At 41.7% G+C, this 17981-nt stretch carries 16 protein-coding genes; 1 reads left to right on the forward strand and 15 read right to left on the reverse strand.

The genetic code is table 11. The features are described 5' to 3' along the window. The 4 genes from AC5JM2_RS28085 to AC5JM2_RS28100 form a co-directional block, all read right to left on the reverse strand. The coding region (locus AC5JM2_RS28085) for a leucine-rich repeat domain-containing protein (RefSeq protein WP_495838198.1) at nt 1-443 on the reverse strand (443 nt) is incomplete at its 3' end. A 355-nt stretch (nt 444-798) separates the two neighbouring features. Beyond that, nucleotides 799-1161 (reverse strand): hypothetical protein, encoded by a 363-nt coding sequence (locus tag AC5JM2_RS28090; protein ID WP_495838200.1) that lies wholly within the window; start codon nt 1159-1161, stop codon nt 799-801. A gap of 342 nt (nt 1162-1503) precedes the next feature. After that, entirely contained in the window at nt 1504-2190 is a 687-nt protein-coding gene (locus tag AC5JM2_RS28095; RefSeq protein WP_495838202.1) for a class I SAM-dependent methyltransferase, read from the reverse strand. Between the two features lie 138 nt (nt 2191-2328). Further along, nucleotides 2329-3123, reverse strand: coding sequence for a class I SAM-dependent methyltransferase (locus AC5JM2_RS28100; RefSeq protein WP_495838204.1), 795 nt, complete (start codon nt 3121-3123; stop codon nt 2329-2331). A 301-nt stretch (nt 3124-3424) separates the two neighbouring features. Between AC5JM2_RS28100 and AC5JM2_RS28105 the strand changes: the two genes are divergently transcribed. Next, nucleotides 3425-3748 carry a hypothetical protein gene (locus tag AC5JM2_RS28105; protein WP_495838206.1) on the forward strand — a complete coding sequence of 108 codons (324 nt, stop codon included), beginning with the start codon at nt 3425-3427 and terminating at the stop codon, nt 3746-3748. A gap of 250 nt (nt 3749-3998) precedes the next feature. Here the strand turns inward: AC5JM2_RS28105 and AC5JM2_RS28110 are convergent, their stop codons facing one another. The 11 genes from AC5JM2_RS28110 to AC5JM2_RS28160 all read right to left on the reverse strand — a co-directional run bounded on the left by AC5JM2_RS28110 (nt 3999) and on the right by AC5JM2_RS28160 (nt 17865). Further along, nucleotides 3999-5210, reverse strand: coding sequence for a DUF4336 domain-containing protein (locus tag AC5JM2_RS28110; RefSeq protein ID WP_495838418.1), 1212 nt, complete (start codon nt 5208-5210; stop codon nt 3999-4001). 138 nt (nt 5211-5348) lie between these two features. Next, complete coding sequence (locus tag AC5JM2_RS28115) at nt 5349-6329, reverse strand: aldo/keto reductase (RefSeq protein ID WP_495838208.1); 981 nt, start codon at nt 6327-6329, stop codon at nt 5349-5351. Between the two features lie 19 nt (nt 6330-6348). Continuing rightward, a complete protein-coding gene (locus AC5JM2_RS28120; RefSeq protein ID WP_495838209.1) occupies nt 6349-7134 on the reverse strand; it encodes a class I SAM-dependent methyltransferase in 786 nt (261 codons plus the stop codon). Nucleotides 7135-7272: 138 nt separating this feature from the next. Then, nucleotides 7273-7557: a hypothetical protein gene (locus AC5JM2_RS28125; RefSeq protein WP_495838210.1), complete on the reverse strand. Its 285-nt coding sequence runs from the start codon at nt 7555-7557 to the stop codon at nt 7273-7275. Nucleotides 7558-7592: 35 nt separating this feature from the next. Continuing rightward, nucleotides 7593-8990 carry an oligosaccharide flippase family protein gene (locus AC5JM2_RS28130; RefSeq protein WP_495838212.1) on the reverse strand — a complete coding sequence of 466 codons (1398 nt, stop codon included), beginning with the start codon at nt 8988-8990 and terminating at the stop codon, nt 7593-7595. A gap of 169 nt (nt 8991-9159) precedes the next feature. Beyond that, nucleotides 9160-10119, reverse strand: a complete 960-nt coding sequence (locus AC5JM2_RS28135; protein WP_495838214.1) for a glycosyltransferase family 2 protein — start codon at nt 10117-10119, stop codon at nt 9160-9162. A gap of 434 nt (nt 10120-10553) precedes the next feature. Then, a complete protein-coding gene (locus AC5JM2_RS28140; protein ID WP_495838216.1) occupies nt 10554-11537 on the reverse strand; it encodes a glycosyltransferase family 2 protein in 984 nt (327 codons plus the stop codon). A gap of 15 nt (nt 11538-11552) precedes the next feature. Beyond that, nucleotides 11553-12743: a glycosyltransferase gene (locus tag AC5JM2_RS28145; protein WP_495838217.1), complete on the reverse strand. Its 1191-nt coding sequence runs from the start codon at nt 12741-12743 to the stop codon at nt 11553-11555. 373 nt (nt 12744-13116) lie between these two features. Then, complete coding sequence (locus AC5JM2_RS28150) at nt 13117-14196, reverse strand: acyltransferase family protein (protein WP_495838218.1); 1080 nt, start codon at nt 14194-14196, stop codon at nt 13117-13119. A gap of 16 nt (nt 14197-14212) precedes the next feature. Then, on the reverse strand, nt 14213-15679 hold the full coding sequence (locus tag AC5JM2_RS28155; RefSeq protein ID WP_495838220.1) for an O-antigen ligase family protein: 1467 nt from the start codon (nt 15677-15679) through the stop codon (nt 14213-14215). 2 nt (nt 15680-15681) lie between these two features. Continuing rightward, a complete protein-coding gene (locus AC5JM2_RS28160) occupies nt 15682-17865 on the reverse strand; it encodes a GumC family protein (RefSeq protein ID WP_495838420.1) in 2184 nt (727 codons plus the stop codon). Nucleotides 17866-17981: the final 116 nt, after the last annotated feature.

Genomic DNA, 17981 nt, shown 5'->3' on the forward strand with positions numbered 1-17981 from the left:
TGCAGGTTGGTGAGTTGTCCTATTTCCGCTGGCAGTGCGCTGAGTTGATTGTCCCTGAGGTTGAGCGATTGCAGGTTAGTGAGTTGTCCTATTTCCGCTGGCAGTGCGCTCAGTTGATTGCTGCGGAGGTCGAGCGATTGCAGGTTGGTGAGTTGTCCTATTTCCGCTGGCAAACTGCTTAAGCGATTATCAACAACCTGAAGTTCTTCAAGATGATCAAGCTGTCCAATTTCTGCAGGTAAAGCACTCAGGTTATTCCCGATAGTACCAATAATATTGCCGGTGTAATTATACTCATATTTGCCGAGAATCAGTTTTTTGAGTTGAGTCAACTTGCCAATCTCAGGCGGTAAAACTGTCAACTCATTGCCACAGAGGTCGAGTTCCATCGCTCCCTCACTCGCCGCCTCCTCAATTACCCGCAGCAATTCTTCCTGAGTCATCAGCAATCTACTGAGCTATTATTCAATATTTTAAAGGTAGCCCAAATTCTACTGATAGCAACTTGCGGCTCAATGACCAAGAAAGGGGTGTAAGGGGGTAAGGGTGTCTTTTAAGGGTAGGTTTTTCAGAATGTCGAAAATAGTTGACAACATTCTCAAGTGTTTAACGTAGGTTGGTCGTTTCAAGATTTTAGTATTTGCTGAAATCGTCAAAAAATGACCAAATACAAAATACCTACCTTTATAAGGGTAAGGGTGTAGGGGTGTAAGGGAAAGAACAAATTTTCTTTGTGGTGACGCATTGGGACAAAGAAATGGGCGAAATCCTAATAACAACACGATTAATCGTTAGGATTCATTGGTTTAACTGTTGTAGTAGAGACGCTGTTCGAGCTGTTGCTGCTTTGAGTTCAGCCTCGACGAGACTATCTAACTCAGCTTGCAGTTCTTTTGAAAGCGACTGTCCCTGATCGCGTGCTGTTCTCCACAAATCCATGAGATCGGACAAACGTTTTTGTTGCTCGGCACTGAAAAACTGATCAGGATGAAAACTTTGGAGCAACACTAAAGCACTAAATTCATCTTCACCTAATTGAGTGGTTAAAGCATCTAGAGCTTGTCCCGCAGTTTTACCAATAGACTGCTTATCACCTGCAACAGCACGATAAGATTTATCACCACTGGCATCATATATAGGTAAGATTGTTACTGTTGTCATGTTCCACTTTAAAGTTGCTTGCTTACCAAATTTATAGTAGCAGTGTCAAACATAGGAAGTACTTCCCGACTTAAATGCCTCCCAAATTTGATTGTAGCGATCGCTCTACCTTGATCGCTTGATCATTCGACATCATGACTCGAAACTTGTTTGTTGGAACACCAGTTGTCAGATAAGAAAGGCGATCGCTGATCGCTTGCTCGCTTGATCATTCGACATCATGACTCGAAAGTTGTCTATTGGAACACCAGTTGTGAGATAACAAAGGCGATCGCTTGAGCTTATTCGTTCCAGAATGCCTGAAATCAGGATTTTTGGTAAAAGTCTTACGCTGTAAGCGTCCTAGATTATTCTCTTCCGATAATATTCAATCCGCAGGTGTTTAACGTCAATCTGCTCGGACACTAAAAACAGAAGACGCTCTCGTTGGTGTAATCCCAAATTTTCAAACAGTGCCAGTTCGGAGTTTGACAATGCCCAAGGGGGACCAGAGGGTTCGGCTTCTGTCTCGCGAAAACGAGTAATCACTAACAGCGTTCCATCGGTTGCAACAACAGAGGCGATTGAGGAGATAACCTTTGAGCGCACACTCAAGGGCAAAGCTTGGATATTGCGACATTCAAAAACCAAGTCAAAGGCAAGATGCCATTGTGAGGGAATTGCCAACAAATCTGCAACTACATAATTCACAGTCGAATCGGGAAATCGCTGCTGACACCAGGCAATAGCTGTGGGGGAAATATCAAAGGCAGTTACCTCAAACCCTCGCTTTGCTAAAGCTTCTGCATCATCTCCCAAGCCACAGCCAATTACCAGCGCCCTTAGCCCTTGATCAGATGGTGCATGAGTAGTCAACCAGTCTTGCAGATAGGGGTGGGGGGCTAACTTTGCCCAAGGAATTTGCGCCGCATCACCTTTGGCTTCGACATATAAGACATCAAACCATGCGGATGGCTCTGATTTTTGTGAGGCTTGTGTGGCTAACTCTTTAATATGAAGTCGTACATGTTCTGGTTGTTGTTCAAACATAAAAATCAATCTTACTCCGCTACATAAAACCTACTCAAATCTATCTATTCGGTAGCAAACTTTCCAAGACGACTTCTTACCTTATGGTTTTGACTTGTTTTGCCCCTGTGTTTCGTAAGGAGTCTAGCTGTTATTGGCTTAATTAATTTTAATACCGCTCGTGACTTGATTGATCCAACCAACATATTCTGTTTGCACTGCTTCCAATCCAGCCGTCTTCATCCAATCGTCTACACTCTCTGCAGCATAAACTGTCGAATAAGGTTCTTTGAAGATTTTTATCAACCATTTCGCATGACGCAGCCTTTTTTGATTCCCATCCAAAATAATCAATTGTCCTCCTGGTTTCAGGAGGCGGAAACATTCTCGCAAAATAAACTGAGAAATTTTGGGTGGTGTTTCGTGTAATAAAAAGGAAGCTGTCACCAAATCAAAAGAAGCTTCTTCAAAACCTGTGGCTTCCGCTAGTCCATGCAGCCATTCTATATTTAACCCCGCTTGCTGCGCTTTGTAGTCCGCCACGACTAGCATATAAGGAGACAAATCCAATCCAATAACGTTTGCTTGCCCAAAAGCTTGCTTTAACATCAATGTAGCCGAACCTGTGCCGCAACCAAGATCAAGAATTTTCCTTGGCTGATTCTTAATAACACCAATTAACTGCTGACGAATCCATGCTTCATTTGGTGGCGAAGCAAATGCAGTGACTGGATCATATGTTATCGCTGCTACAGAATTAAGGTACCCGCCTTCTATACCGTGAAAATTCTGACTGCTGTAATAATGTGGATAAATTAAGTTTGGTTGTCGGAAGCGATCGCTCTGGTGTTGCCAATCTATTGTTTCATAAAACTGCAGTTTGTTCTCTCCAATCAGGAGGCGAAGCATCGATTTTAACAAAAGCTGCCCTATTGGGTTCTGACTTGTTGACACAGTTACCTCTTCTCATCACTTAACTAAGATCTTGCACCAGCTTTTCCGTCCGCCAATAAATAATTTTTTTGGCTCAAAGCTCAAGTAAGCTAAAGCTTACTCAATATACATTCCAGTCCGTTTTAACGGACTTTGATTATGAGCCTTGAACTTCAGTTCAAGGCGTACTTAGGGGAAGGTGCAAGATCTGAGTTACAGTTTTTTTCAGTTAATTGAACCACATGTTAGATAATAAACATTAACCCGCTCATAACTTCAGCGAGTCTTAAGAGTAATTGACACCAAAATCCTACTACATACCATGAAATTAAACTATCAAAACAACAATATTTTTACCTTTGTAAAAGTTCTATCTACAGTTCTCATAACAAGTGCAATTGGATTGGAATTATGGAATATTTATGCAGTCCTAACTAACACGAAAGTACCAAGCAGCCTGAATCCAGTTTTTTGGATTGAACGTTTTGCAGTCACAATCCATTTCCTTGAAGCAGTTGTCGCAGCTTTTTTTGCACCTTCAAGAAAAAAGACGCCACTACAATATGGCATTTATACTTTTTTTGTAGGCACAATTGGTTTGTTTGAATTATTTCAAAAAGAAGATGACCGAATCAGTGAACAGTGAACAGTAAACAGTAAACAGTAAGCAGTGAACAGTGAAAACTGGTACTGCGGGTACTTGGTAACTGAAAACTGGTACTGCGGATACTTGATAACTGGTAACTGGTAACTGTTAATAATAGTTAATTTGAAAAAAAATGCTTACATATACCAATCCGATTTTATTTGTCAAAGTCGCGCATACTCAGATTCCCGACTTCTTTTATAAGTCGGGAATCTTGTTGTTCACAAATGATTTAGGACTGCTATAGGGCTTATTTCAACTCCTTGGCTGGCGGTAAAATACCAAACTTATTTAAACCTTTATCAAGTTGCCTGAGTAATTTAAAGTCCTCCTCTGGTAAAGAATCACTGCTACTGCTGAACCCTTTACCAGAAGACTCTTCCAAAAAGGAGAATGCTTGTCGAAACTGATGCGGCTGTGCTTGAATTGGTGAGTCAAAATGACAAGGAATAATCGACCCAAAGTCCCAACTTGCTACTTTATCAACCCAGTTGATAGTTTCTCTTGGTGCGCGGTTGAGAATGAGAGTTCGTAAAATTGGTGCGACAAATAAACGACCATTCCCTCGCAGTGCATCAAATGAGGACTTCCAATCTGAGTTCCATTGGAAGGGAAACAACCCGAAATAAGCTTTATTGGAACGTTCCGGTGCTTGAAAGGCGTTACGAAATACCTCGCCCCATTTCATAATCTCTACCATACTTGGTCGAAAGTACAAAGCAAACAACGAAATACGTTGCCATCCCTTACGGCGATTTGCCGGATGATCTTCAACTATGTCAGACGCTTTGTCTTTGGCGTGAAAGAGTAAGGGGTATGGATCTAATTGGACGATCGCCGGAGGTTCTTCTGGTACACAAACCACTGAATCTGTAACGAGTAAGGTGTGCGATCGCCTATGAAAAAACGCAACTTCCGCAAATCGACCAGGACCAAGCTCAATAGGACTTAGCATTGCATAGTCAAACTCGTCAGCAAAGGGAGTTTGGCTGCTGTCTTCTGGGAGAACCTGAGTGCGTTTGGAGGGTAAGCCTAACCAACTAAGTGGAAGATTCAGCGGAAAACTCCACTGCTTAGGAGTAACAAAAACCTGTGCATTTGGGAAGCATCTCGCAAAGGGACCAACAAAGACTTTGTGTTCTAAACCAGAGACAGTTGGCAGAATGATATACTTGACGTCGCCGTGTTCTGCCACCAACTCATTGACAAGGCGAATACACTCGGTCGTCGGTGCAACAGGTGCATAGACAAGCAGACCCCCTTCATTTAACTTAACAATGGTCATGCGAATCGGCACGACAACATAGAAAATGCCCTGAAGCTGGTCAAAAGTCCAAATTGTATCCTTGAGAACTTCTTCGCGAATTGTCCGCCGTTTGCCAAAGGGGTAGAGTGGCAAAGCAAACCAAAAAGACCATGAAAAGTCCGTTGGATAAGTCTGTTGTTCCTGCGTTACCTGCACATTCTTCTTAGTTTGAGCCACTTCATGCCCTCGAACCACGTCTATTATGCTCAAACTGTTTTTATCTAACTTCCCAGAATTTGGAATTTAGTCAATTGTTGAGCATATAAACTATCTTGCGAGATTTCTGGCAATATTTTATCGAGTTTGAAAAATATTTTGCACCATTTTTTTGTCTGCACTCGCAGCCGCTTGATCCAACTCTGCTATTTCACCAGAATTTAGTTCCCAACCCAAAGCACCAATATTCTCTTTTGCCTGTTCCATACTCTTCGCGCCAGGAATAGGAATAGCCCCTTTACAAATACACCAATTTATGGCTACCTGTGACATAGTTTTGTTTCTAGATTGAGCCACCTCTCGTAAGCTTGCCAAAAGTGGACGGATTCCTGGTAACATTTGCCTAAATAGCAAACCTCGAATGCCTTTTGGAAAAGGACCTTTCTGGGAGTATTTTCCTGTCAACAGCCCCAATGCAAGAGGACTGTAGGCAATCAGTTTGATTCCAAGCTGATCACAAACATCTTTAACCCCCAATTCGGTAACGGGATACGTGGACAGCAGCGAGTATTGAACTTGCAAAGTCGCGATTGGTACTCCTCGTTCTGCAAATCTTTGATGTACGCGTTTGAGCCGTTTTGGTCCATAGTTGGATAAGCCCACACCCTTGACGAGTCCTTGCTCATAAAGGTCAGCAAGACCATCCAAAAGTCCTCCTTCCTGCCAGGGAGCATAATTCGCCGTAGACCAGTGCATTTGTACCAAATCGACATTTTTTCCCAGCCGCTTGGCAGATGACTTGCAAGCCGACACCATTGATTGGCGTGTCCATCTCCAAGGATAAGCAGCAAGCTTGGTTGCAATGCAAATATTTTCTTTGCCTGAACCGAGATATTCCTTAGAAAATCGTCCTAGGAGTGACTCGCTTCGCCCATTCAATCTCCCAGTTCCGTAAGAATCACCCGTATCAAATAAAGTCACACCGTTGCTCACACAAAGGTTAAAGACGGCTTGCAACTGGTCATCCATGCTTTCGTCATATCCCCAAAGCAGTCGGTTACCCCATGCCCAAGTTCCGCAGCCCATACTTGGGAGGGAGAGTTTTTGACAAATTTGCATTTTTACTATCCTTGCTGAGCTAATTTGCTAGATTCGCCTTTGGTTTAGCAAGAAACAGACTAGTACTGTAAAGTAAACTAACCATACCATGCTCATCACAAAACTGTGCGTGCAGTTGTTGCAAGTCAGAGATAAGTTGTTGGAGTACAACTCCCGTAGCCGGTATGATCGAATGACTCTGTGTTAAACCAACAAGTCCTGTTAAATCGACATCTTGTGTGTACGTAAACACACACTGTTTGATATCAATCAGGTGATAACTAGCTAAGGATTCCATTGCGGTACGATGCTTGTCATCTTGAGGGTAATTTGATGCTGTTTGTATCAACTGAATGTAATGTCCTGTAAATTCGTCATTCTTATCCCAGGTATTCCAAACAGCAGCTAGCCTTCCCGACGGTTTCAAAATGCGGTGAAATTCCAAAAGAGTTGGTTGTGGATTGAACCAGTGGAAAGATTGAAAGCACGTCACTAGATCCACTGAAGCATCACTCAAACCTGTGGCTTCGGCTGTTCCTTCCCGAAACTCGACTAGAGGATGGAATGCAGCTGCTTGTCTCATATCAGCGTTGGGTTCAATTGCTAAGACACGCACTCCTCGTTCTGCAAGAAGCCGCGAGGAAATCCCTGTTCCAGCGCCCACGTCTGCTGCTACTATTGGGGACTGCGTTTCCATTCCCTCTAGGATGACATCAATTGCTGCTGCTGGATAATTTGGTCGATACTTTGCATAATTTGGCGCGCGATCGCAAAATCTTGCGAGTGGATTCCAAGTGTATGGCGGCGTTTGTTCTAAATCAGACATACATACAGCAGAATTCAGAAGTCAGAAGTCAGAAGTCAGAAGTAAAAATGGCTTTCTGCCTTGCTTTGAGACAAGAGCATTGTACCTCGATTACTTGCAATGCGCTGTAATTTTCAAAATGTGGCGAACAATGAACCACTAAGATATGATTTCATATGATTTAGGTTGACGCCACAAGGTCATCTTGAATTCCTCGCAATAGCATCTCCAGCCACGAGTTTCCAGATCATGATTGCATATCCAATCAAAAATTCGTCGTGCTTTGGCGATCGCAACATTTGTTGAAGGATAAATACGGGGGCTAGGACAAAAAACTTCTCCATTAATATGGATTGCAGCAATATGCCAATAATCGCTGCCCTCACCTTCTGGGATAATTTCTAAAAACCCGTCTTTGAAAGGTTCAATAATTCCCATATTCATTCAACATTAACATCAATTCACTTTACAAACAGCCTCTAAGATCTCAGTATTTGAAAATAGCCAATCAAGCTGTTTCTCTCTTTACTTGATAGCAGCGGAAGCAGCAGCAACACAGAAGATAAATAACGGACTGTTTCATTCACTGTACTCAAAATCAGAACAGCAACCGATATAGTTACCCACCCAAGAGCTACTGTGTAATTTGGACTACCTATTTCTTTTGCTATAAATATATGAATGACTATATAACTGCCTAATGCAACTATTTCTGCCCAGCCATAACCAACCATTCCTAAGTATGGTACAAGTAAAAAGGCACTTCCGGCAAAAAGTACTATGTGTGCTGTATGAAACCAAGTGACCGAAAGATTTTTACCCAACAGATAAAGGACTGACGAATGTAAGTTGAAGATAGAATTAGAAATATAGCCAATTGCAATCAACGGAAAAACTTGCAGCAGTGGAGTCCAAACTTTCCCAAAAACGACTGGTAATATAACAGGCGCTACTATTGCAAACGCCGCCATTGGCAAACCAACAGCTAGTGCTTGTAGACGCATTCCCTCTTCAATACTCTTGCGTAGGCGAAATGGATCATTCTCCAATTTCGCAAGCGCCGCCATAGCCAAACGCCAGGTGACAGACTTGGCAAAGGCAAGCATTTCTGCTAAGCGAATCGCTAAAGCGATAAAACCAACAGCTTCAAGCCCAGCAAAACGTCCTACAATAACTGGATTGACGAGCGATCGCAATTGCCAAATCCACGTTGAACTTGAGTAACTCAAACCATATACCAACATCTCCCGTATTAAACTGGGTTTCCAGCATAAGCGTGGGCGTAGATCGGTACTAATGATAGTTAGTGAAACCATAGTGATTTGCTGCAGCCACAAACCACCAGCAGGTGCCCAAGCACCAAGCCCTTTAGGTGCTAGGTAATGTGCCAGGGGTAAAGCTGCTACATAATAGCTAACTTGGCTGATTAACTCGATATAGGCAACACGCTGGAAATTTAAGTCTCGATCCAGTTTGATTGTCAAAGGCAGATTTAACAGCGAAATAGGTAACGTTAAACCCAAAGTTGCTAACAGTGGTGCGGATTCTGGAACGTTCAGCATCTGGGCGATAATGTGTTGCCCTAATACAAGAGTGAGTGTAAAGACACTGCTAATACACAGCAACAGAGTAAAAACTTGGTTATAATCCTGTTGGTCTGGGTTAGATGTTTTACGTAGTAAATAAACATCCAAGCCCCATATACCCAAACCACCGAGAAAACTTACAATTCCATAACTCACTCCATAAAGTCCATATTGAGCCGGCCCAATAACTTTAGTGATGAATAATACGCCAATTAAACTGAGTAAGATACCCAAAGCTTGACGTATGACCATCAAGGCTCCACCCTTAATGACTTTACTACGAAGTCCCACGACAACTCCAATAATAAATAAGTTTTACTTTTGCAAAGAATTCAAAATTTAGGTTATCCCGAAAAGATGAATTCAAGGGTTGTTTTGTTAACTCGAAAAATAATCGGACAATTTTGTTCATAATTGCGTTAGCGCAGCGGGACGCAGTCCTTTCTGAATTCTTTCTGATTCATGTTGCACGAGTTAACAAACCTCTGCGTAAGCTGCGATTAAAAGACCGCACTTTCTCATATCCATCAGGTCCAAGAAATCTCATGACTGCGATCGCAATATTTAAGCGAGTAAACCACGGTTTCAAAATCAGTTGAGGATACATTGCAAATGCTTGCTGAGTATAATGAAAAGCCTGTTCATAATTTTTTGTGTCAATAGCTCTCCATGCTAAAAAAACATACAATCGACCATAACTCCTCGGTCTGAGGTATAAAATATCTGTGGGCAAAGAGCTATAGGTTTTCTCAATTAACTGGCGAAAACCTCTTAACATTGATTCGCAATCTTTTGATTTGTTGTTTGGGTGCTGGCGATACCTCACTAAAGGTTCTTTGACTACTCCATAGTGATAGCGAGTGGCGATACGTATCCACATATCTACATCTTCAATGTAACTCTCCCGGTCAAACAAGCCCAAGATGTCGAAACAAGAACGACGTACCATTGGTGAACTTCCACAGCAAACAGGACTGTCACATGATTCTACAACTTTCTTGTAGACATCACCCTCTGTATCGTTCCTCATGACTAAACCCGTGGGCTTGCTATTCTCATCTATAAAAGCTGTCCAACAGTCTACCAAACCTACCAAAGGATTATTATCTAAGCATTGGGCTTGTTTTTCTAATTTAGTTGGTTCCCAAATATCATCAGCATCCAAAAAGGCAATATATTCGCCTTTCGACTCAACAATTCCCTTATTTCTTGCCGCAGCTGTGCCTTGATTTTCTTGGGAAATCAGTCTGATTCGCGAGTCTGTGATTTGAGACGCCCATTCAACAATTTCATCGGAACTGCCATCATTAATGATTAATACTTCAAAATCTGTGAGTGTCTGATTCCAAATACTCTCCACTGTTTGTGGGAGATATTTCATGGCATTATATGCCGGAATAATAACAGTAACTTTTGGCATAGTTTTGAACTTTCTCATGGGAGAGATTAACTTTGTTTCAACTCATCTGATGAAATCTCACTTCGAGATTTTTCTGACGTCTCTGTGAGTTACTATAGCAATTCTAAATGATTCGTGAAATATTCCGTTACTTCGGCTGTCATTTGTCATTCTTCATTGGTCTTTTGTATAAAAAAATGAAAAATGACTGATGACCAAGAAAGGGGTGTAAGGGTGTAAGGGTGTAAGGGGAAGAGAAAATTTTCTAGCCCCTAAGAGGGGCGCACTCTCGGATGTGGAAAGCTGTTGGAAATTATAACTAACTAAGTAAGTCGGTGCAAAAAAATCAAACTGTGTAAAGAAAAGTAAATAAAGCTCAAACTCTTTCTCTCCCTACTCCCTGCTCCCTGCTCCCTGCTTTATTCCAACAAGAATTATTTACGCCGACCTACTTACTAATTATTTCCTATTCTCCATTGTCCATTATCCGTTGATGTGTGTCGCCGCAATGTTCGTATAAGTGTTTTCATTTTTTCATAGGTTTGATGCCCAAATGTTTTCAAGAGTGTCAAAGCTATGATTTGACGGATGAAGTCCCAAGAAAAAATAAGTTGTGGATGATGAGCGATCGCCTGACGATTAAACTGCCAAGCTTGTTCATAATCTTTATTATTGATCGCTCTCCAAGCTAAGTAGAGAGAAATCCGACCATATCCCTTTTCTCTTAAAGGTAATAAATCTGCATGAACTGACTCAAAAGCTTTCTCAACAATTGTACGAAAAGCTTCCAAAGTTCCTTGACAATTTGTAGACTTACTACCTGGATATTGGCGATAGCGAACTAAGACTTCTTTTATAACTGCAAAACGATATCGCGAAGCAAGGCGAATCCACATATCTAAATCTTCAAGAAATGGTAATTCTCGGTTAAATAACCCTACCGTTTCAAAACAACTGCGACGAATCAAAGGTGTACTATCACAAGCGCATACTGTTTTAAACTGAACAAGCTGCTTCCATACGTCGTCTCCCTCTGCGTGAGAAACAACAACTCTTCCTGTAGACTTGCCTTGTTGGTCAATTAAAACTGTCCATGTATCTACCAAACCAACTAATGAGTTTTCTTCTAGATATCGCACTTGCTTTTCCAGTTTGGTTGGCTCCCAAATATCATCAGCATCCAAAAGCGCGATATACTCTCCAAGCGCAGCAGAAATTCCTGTGTTGCGTGCTCCAGATGAACCTTGATTCTGCTGCGAAATCAGTTGAACTCGTGGATCTTTTATTTGAGAAACCCACTCCACAGTTCTATCAGAACTTCCGTCATCAACAATTAAGACTTCAAAATCTGTGAACGTCTGCTTGAGCACACTCTCCACAGTTTCTTTTAGGTAAGCCATAGCATTGTAAGCTGGAATAATCACAGAAACTTTCGGCATATGACCCTCTTGTATTTAATGAGTTGGTAACGACACTTTTTTCTTGGACTGCAAAATCATTTCTAAAATCAGATCGCGATAACGCAATGCGATCGCATCCCAACTAAAGCGAGCAGCATTCTGTCTAGCACGTTGACTCCAGTCACCACTCAGCGCGTCTTTGATAGCAGTTGTGTAAATATCCATATTGGTAACATCACATAGAATACCACTATCACCAACAAGATATCGCCGCATTTCATCGTCAGTAGCGACAACGGGTAACCCGCTAGCCATAGCTTCTAAGTAAACAAGCCCGAATGGCTCGTTAATGGAAGGGAGTGTAAAGACATCCGCACTGCGGTAAACTTCAGGCATCTGATCATGGGGGAAAGTCCGAATCGCAAACCGATGCGATCCCAGCAACTGATCTCCCAGCGCTTGAAAGTATGCGCTATCAGGTCCATCTCCACATATACAAAGACTAACGTGAGGTAAACGGGCGACTGCTTGAATGGCTAGTTCAACTCGCTTATGATTCTTCCGGCTTAAACTAGCCACACACAGCGCGATTGGTTTTGGTAAATCAAGATTAATCGCTGTTCCTTTTGGTGTAAATCGCTCAAGATTCACACCATTGGGAATTACACTCACAGGTTGCGTCGGTTTCAAATTATGGGCGAATGCTGCTGTCGCTTCATCCAACACGACGAGATGATCTGGACGAAAACGAAGATTGCGCTGCAAACATTTTCCTTCTGCATTTGAGCTATTGTGTTCAGTAAAAAGTATCGGCGTCCCCGTCAGCGCTCTGACACAAGCAGCCATTGCCAATCCACCATAATCATTGTGAGGAAAAATCAGGTCAGCAGGATGTCTAAGCAAATGGAATAAGCAAGGAAAAAAACTCGTTAGATGTTCCACCACAATCTCAGGAGTTGAGAATTTACCCATCAGTGGAGCAACCAGAGGGTGACGCACAGCATGATAAGCATGAGAACGGGGAATGCATGGAATGGGGTGGCTAAAAGATCCACAATCAGCACCACTAAGCAGTTCGACTTCAAAGTAGGAACTCAGACGACGAGTCAGTTCAATCGCCACAATTTCTGAACCACCACTCCAGTTAACTCCGGTGCTGGGATGGACTAAGACAACTCGGTAGGGTCGTTCACCTCTTTTACTTAATTGAGTGTTATTGATGGGACTAATAGTTTTTGTGGTCATTCTTAAACGATTTTATAGACAATATAGAAATCCGGTTTTGTTTATGAATTTACTAGTTAAGGGGAACGCTTAACAGGGAACGCTTAACAGGGAACAGAGAACGCTTAACTTTTAACTGTACCTATAGCAGTCCTAAATCATTCGTAATATTTTATCTTCTCTTTCTTGGCGTCCTTGGCGACTGGCGTCGCCAACGGAGGGAGACCCTCTCCGAAGTTGCCACAACGCGGGGAACCCGCGCAAGGCACAACTCTTGGCAGCGCTGGCTCGTCTTGTTGCTAATCGATAATTCTCACAACTCATATAGGATTGCTATAGTTCAGTAGAAATAAAATAATAATCCTAGAAAAGAAATTCTAGAAACTGCTTTCGGCTAGGTTGTCACTGCTTTTGGCTTGAAAAATGTGAGTAATGGTTTTTCGATATATAAATATATCAAACATCCACAAATGATAGCTATAATTGCAAAAATCAATCCTAAAATATCTGAAAATACCAGGGTTTGAAAAATATTCAATGATAAATTTTTCAAAACTTTCGTTATCTGGTTGATGAAAAAACCATGTGCTAGATAGATAGAGTATGATGCATTGCCTAAAAATAAAAGAATATTAGGGACGTTAATAGTTTTTTTCAGTTCCAAAGAAGCACCACCGACAACAAGAAGTGTACAAGCAATGCCGAATGTCATAACAGATGATACTCCGAAAAATTTGTAGAAATAATCGATAGCTGATAACGTATAGAGAAAAATCCCTACATATAGAAATGGTATTCCATTACTGATTTTTTTGCTTAACAAAGCATAGGCAGCTAAGCAACCTAAAACAAATTCCAGATTGTACTCAGAAAATACAAAATGAAGTAATATATTATCTTGAGGGAATTGAAGAATACCAATAAAATGAAAAAATACGCCTGATAACCAAGCGATAATTATCGGAAAAGAAAACTGAGGTTTCAACGCAATCAAGAGTGCAAACATAAGGTAAAAGAAAATCTCAAAGCTGAGTGTCCAACTCACTCCAAGAAAGGTTGATGAAAGAATGTGTCTGTCTTGAGGAAAAAGCAGAAAAGCTTTGAGAAATTCTCCAATACCAATATCCTTGATATTAGATTTTTCAAACAATATGAAAGATACAAATATTTTACTTATTAAGACAACCCAGTAAAGCGGGTAGATGCGTGTAAAGCGTTTAAACAAAAATGTTCCTAATTGGTTTTGATGACCTATATCCTTCTGATGAATATAAAACATAATAAAACCGCTTAAGACAAAGAAAAAGTCCACTCCTGACCCTCCAAAAGTGGTTATTTTAAAGAAAAAATTTTGATTCAAATTCTGGTTATATATGAGATCTGTATGGGCAAGTACTACTAGTACTGCTGCCAACCCTCGATAAACCTGAATAAGATTTAGTCTTTTCGCTGACATAAATTCTAAAGTTTCCAAGCCATAATTTTTATCATCAGTAAAAACGCTTTGGAGAACGGATCAACGTAGTACTGCTCTCTACAGGGTGTTCATTCCAGTTCCACCCTGCGACTGCCATTAAAGTAAACCAATAAAAAAACAGAGTTGTATGACTCCAGATATTTTCTGTAATCATTCCTACAGGGATCGCTAGAGAAATAGCGAACAGAACTGAACATAACTCACGTTGAGCGCTGCCAGGTGGTGCTGATCGCATAAGCTGGATAAGACGCACACCTTGAGCCACAATAAACACTAAAAAAGTTACAAAACCAAGTATCCCACCTTCTACTAAAGCTCGGACATAATCATTGTGAGGAAGTAACCCATTAGTAGATACATTGATACTCAATCCCAAACCGTAACCTAAAAAGGGATGCAGACGCCAAGCATTTAGCAATGTATACCATTGGGAAATTCGCCAGTTAAAACTGTTGTTATCGCTTTGTGAAAGTAGAATAGCTCGCGATACATCGATATTTGGATTGAGTAGGGGTGTATTGGCGAGTGAACTTAGGCGTTCTCGTCCAAACTCGGTGCTGGCAAATAGTCCCAACACAAGCGCTACAAATAAAACTCCACCTATGAGGTTTACTGGGCTTAATTTGGGAGCAACCAAAACCACAACAAAGGTAGCAATCATCATCAAGCCAAATAATGCCTTAGTACTCACATAAAAAAATGCTAGTAAACCTAGCAACAATAACCACACAAAGCTTTGTCTTGATTGCTTGAGTTTCCACCAGGTTAAACCAATAAATAGTAACAGCAAAGTGACAAACCCATTAGGGTGACCAATCGTCCCTTTGATGCGAAAACCTTCAGATGATATTGAACCAGCATCATAATTCTGCGCTGAGAGAAAAGCGGGTAAGACAGAAGGTATGAACATCTGCATCAACCCTACAACGAGTGGTGCTACCAAAGCTAAGAACAGCACAGAGATCATTTTCTCAGGAGGAATTCGGTCTTTGAGCTGCATCACCAACAGATAAACCATCAACCACGAAAAAAGACGAATCCATTCACGGATGCTGTCTGACAAATACCCAGCAGCTAATCCCAACCCTCCCAAACACAGAAGTACTACCCATAAGCCTTGTAGGATCACCCAGCCAGCAAAGAACCACCAAAAGCGATCCGTGCGTACGACTTGCCCTCTCAATAACATAACTGTAACGTAAAGCAAAGTCAGAACATCTAGCCCAAGAGCAAACATCGCTGGTAGTTGTTGCCCAGAGAAAGGATCTAGAGAGGTACGTAAAACTAAAAGTCCGAGAACGACTTGTTCAAAGCTAGTAAAAAAGTAAAAAAGAAATGGTATCGCACCCAAAGCTAAGCCCAAGTAGAGAGGTTTGGTACTTCCGATCAGGAATCCTGTTACCAAACCAACTACCACACCTGCTAACCCAATCAAGAGTCCCAGACGAGAAGAAGGATCCAAACGTTGTTTGGTCAACATTACTACCTCTGCCTCATACCGTTCGCAGAATTTCTTGTACCATCTGCCGCACCAATCAATTGCTTCTGAGATTTGGGTAATCGAGGTCGGTAACGATAAGTAGGATAGCGGTAATTTTGTGTCAAATGTGTCATTCCATTCACCACGACTCCCAGGATAGATATCCGATTTTGTGTTAAATCAGATACACACTTGGAGAGAACTTCTTTATCCGTGAAGCCTGGACGTGCAACCAGCATAAGTCCATTACCTTCTTGAGCTAATGTTAATGCATCCGCACAAGCAGTTAATGGTGGTGTATCTATTATAACTAAATCATAATTTTCAGATGCTTCTGCCATCAAGGATTTCATATCAATTGACTCTAGCAATTGTGAGGGACGTGCGTGTTGATTGCCACAAGTCAATACATCTAGGTTCTCAATATCTGTTGGCTGCACAGCATCCAGCAAGGATACATTTCCTTCTAACACATCGGTAATCCCTGGACCAGGGGCTAGGTTGAACAGTGTGTGCTGGGAAGGTCTTCGCAAATCTGCATCAATAATCAATGTTCGCCAAGATAGCATACCTACAACGGCTGCAAGGTGTGATGCAACTATAGATTTACCTTCTCCAGATATAGTACTACTGACAACAATTATCCGCAATTGTTCCGATTTGCGAAACTCCAAAGTTTTGAAGAGTGTGCGGTAAGGTTCAATCAACTCCATATTATCTAAGAATTGACTGGCTGGATCAAGAACAAGCGTCTTAGCAGGTAAACGTGGTAAAATTCCTAGCAATGTTAGCTGTAGTAGTTCTTCAGCTTCGGCAGGATCGCGTAGTGTATTATCCATCACCTCTAGAAGTAACACAACGCCAACACCTAGCATTATTCCAAACACAGAAGCAAGTGCTAATACCACTTTCTGCTTGGGTTCAGATGGTGATGATGGTGCTACGGCATTCTCGATCGCACGAATGTTGCTCACTTTTTGTGCTTCTGTCAGCCGTGCTTCTTCCAGTTTGCCTTGTAGGAACTTCAAAGATACTGCGGCTTCTTCCCGTTTGCGGGTTAGTACAGTGAGTTGTTGCTGTTTCATGGGTAGTTGACCCAGACGATTCTGGAGATCAACTTGCTTTTGCTGGAGAAGTTTGAGCCTATCATTAACTGCAGACTCTTCGATTCTATTGAGGATAAATTTAGAGTTTAAATCTTGAGAGAGTTGATCACCAGCGAAATTATTTGTGGAGTCGCTTTGATTTTTTGAGGACACGCGACCCAGTTGTTGTGATAATACTGCACGCAAGGCATCCCGTTCTCCAACTAAGTTCGCCACAGCTGGATGATCATCTGTAAAGCGTAAACGAGCTTCGATGATTTTATTTTCCAGTTCTGATAACTTAGCTCGCAGTTTCTTAATTTCTTCGTCTTGTCCGCTGCGAACGGATGAATAGGCGTTGTTCAGGTTTGTACTTTTGGTAACTTGCTGCAAGGATGCATCTCGCGCTTTTATCTCTTGAAGTTGAGCTGAGAGAGTACGCTCTTGGTCTTCTAGAGTTGCTATACTCTCCACCAAGCTTTTTGTTTGTTCTTCAACGGAGACAATACCGCTCAATTTTCTGTATTTGTTTTCTTGCGCTTCAGCTTGTAGCAGCTTATTTTCCGCCTCGGGTACTTGTTTGCGTTCTAAAAATTGCTTAACCTTTGTAGCCTGAAGACCAATGCTTTTTATGTTGTCCTCAACTATCGCTTGAGAAATGGCGTTGAGTAGCTTAGCTGCAAGCTGAGGATCGCGAGATTGATAACTTAGTTCCAAAATATTGGTTGCTGGAACAATTTTAACTTTTAAATTACGAGTGAGTTCTGTAGTTGATACAGGACTTTGAGATAAATTACCGTTTATCTGAGGAAAGGCAATCGCGATCGCTCGTTCAAGAACACGTTGCGACTTGATCAGTTCTGCTTGATCAGCCAAGGGACTAATTCCTGGTGCGTTTGCAGACACTTGGGTGAGATCACGACCTAATTCTGAGACACTCACCCTTTTGTCGTCCAGCATCAGTCGCGCATAAGCTTCATATTTACTTGGTGTCACCGCAAGATATGCGATCGCCCCACCAATCACAGCAACAAATGCAGCGACTGCGGGAATACTTCGTCGCCTCAGCACTGCTAGTACACTTGATATTCCTTTTTCCATTAGATCTTTCTCCCTTATTTCATGAGTCATGAGTCATAACTCATGACTCATGAAAATTTGAATAAATAACTTGGTTGAGTTCACCTATACTTACGACACGGGTGTGCCGTAAGTTC

This window comes from Brasilonema angustatum (assembly GCF_059505445.1).

Excerpts from the sequence above, each read along its gene's own strand:
- AC5JM2_RS28090 (WP_495838200.1), bottom strand. The coding sequence starts at position 1,161 with ATGACAACAGTAACAATCTTACCTATATATGATGCCAGTGGTGATAAA.
- AC5JM2_RS28140 (WP_495838216.1), bottom strand. The coding sequence starts at position 11,537 with ATGCCGAAAGTTTCTGTGATTATTCCAGCTTACAATGCTATGGCTTAC.
- AC5JM2_RS28095 (WP_495838202.1), bottom strand. The coding sequence starts at position 2,190 with ATGTTTGAACAACAACCAGAACATGTACGACTTCATATTAAAGAGTTA.
- AC5JM2_RS28125 (WP_495838210.1), bottom strand. The coding sequence starts at position 7,557 with ATGAATATGGGAATTATTGAACCTTTCAAAGACGGGTTTTTAGAAATT.
- AC5JM2_RS28135 (WP_495838214.1), bottom strand. The coding sequence starts at position 10,119 with ATGCCAAAAGTTACTGTTATTATTCCGGCATATAATGCCATGAAATAT.
- AC5JM2_RS28145 (WP_495838217.1), bottom strand. The coding sequence starts at position 12,743 with ATGACCACAAAAACTATTAGTCCCATCAATAACACTCAATTAAGTAAA.
- AC5JM2_RS28115 (WP_495838208.1), bottom strand. The coding sequence starts at position 6,329 with ATGCAAATTTGTCAAAAACTCTCCCTCCCAAGTATGGGCTGCGGAACT.
- AC5JM2_RS28105 (WP_495838206.1), top strand. The coding sequence starts at position 3,425 with ATGAAATTAAACTATCAAAACAACAATATTTTTACCTTTGTAAAAGTT.
- AC5JM2_RS28155 (WP_495838220.1), bottom strand. The coding sequence starts at position 15,679 with ATGTTGACCAAACAACGTTTGGATCCTTCTTCTCGTCTGGGACTCTTG.
- AC5JM2_RS28160 (WP_495838420.1), bottom strand. The coding sequence starts at position 17,865 with ATGGAAAAAGGAATATCAAGTGTACTAGCAGTGCTGAGGCGACGAAGT.
- AC5JM2_RS28120 (WP_495838209.1), bottom strand. The coding sequence starts at position 7,134 with ATGTCTGATTTAGAACAAACGCCGCCATACACTTGGAATCCACTCGCA.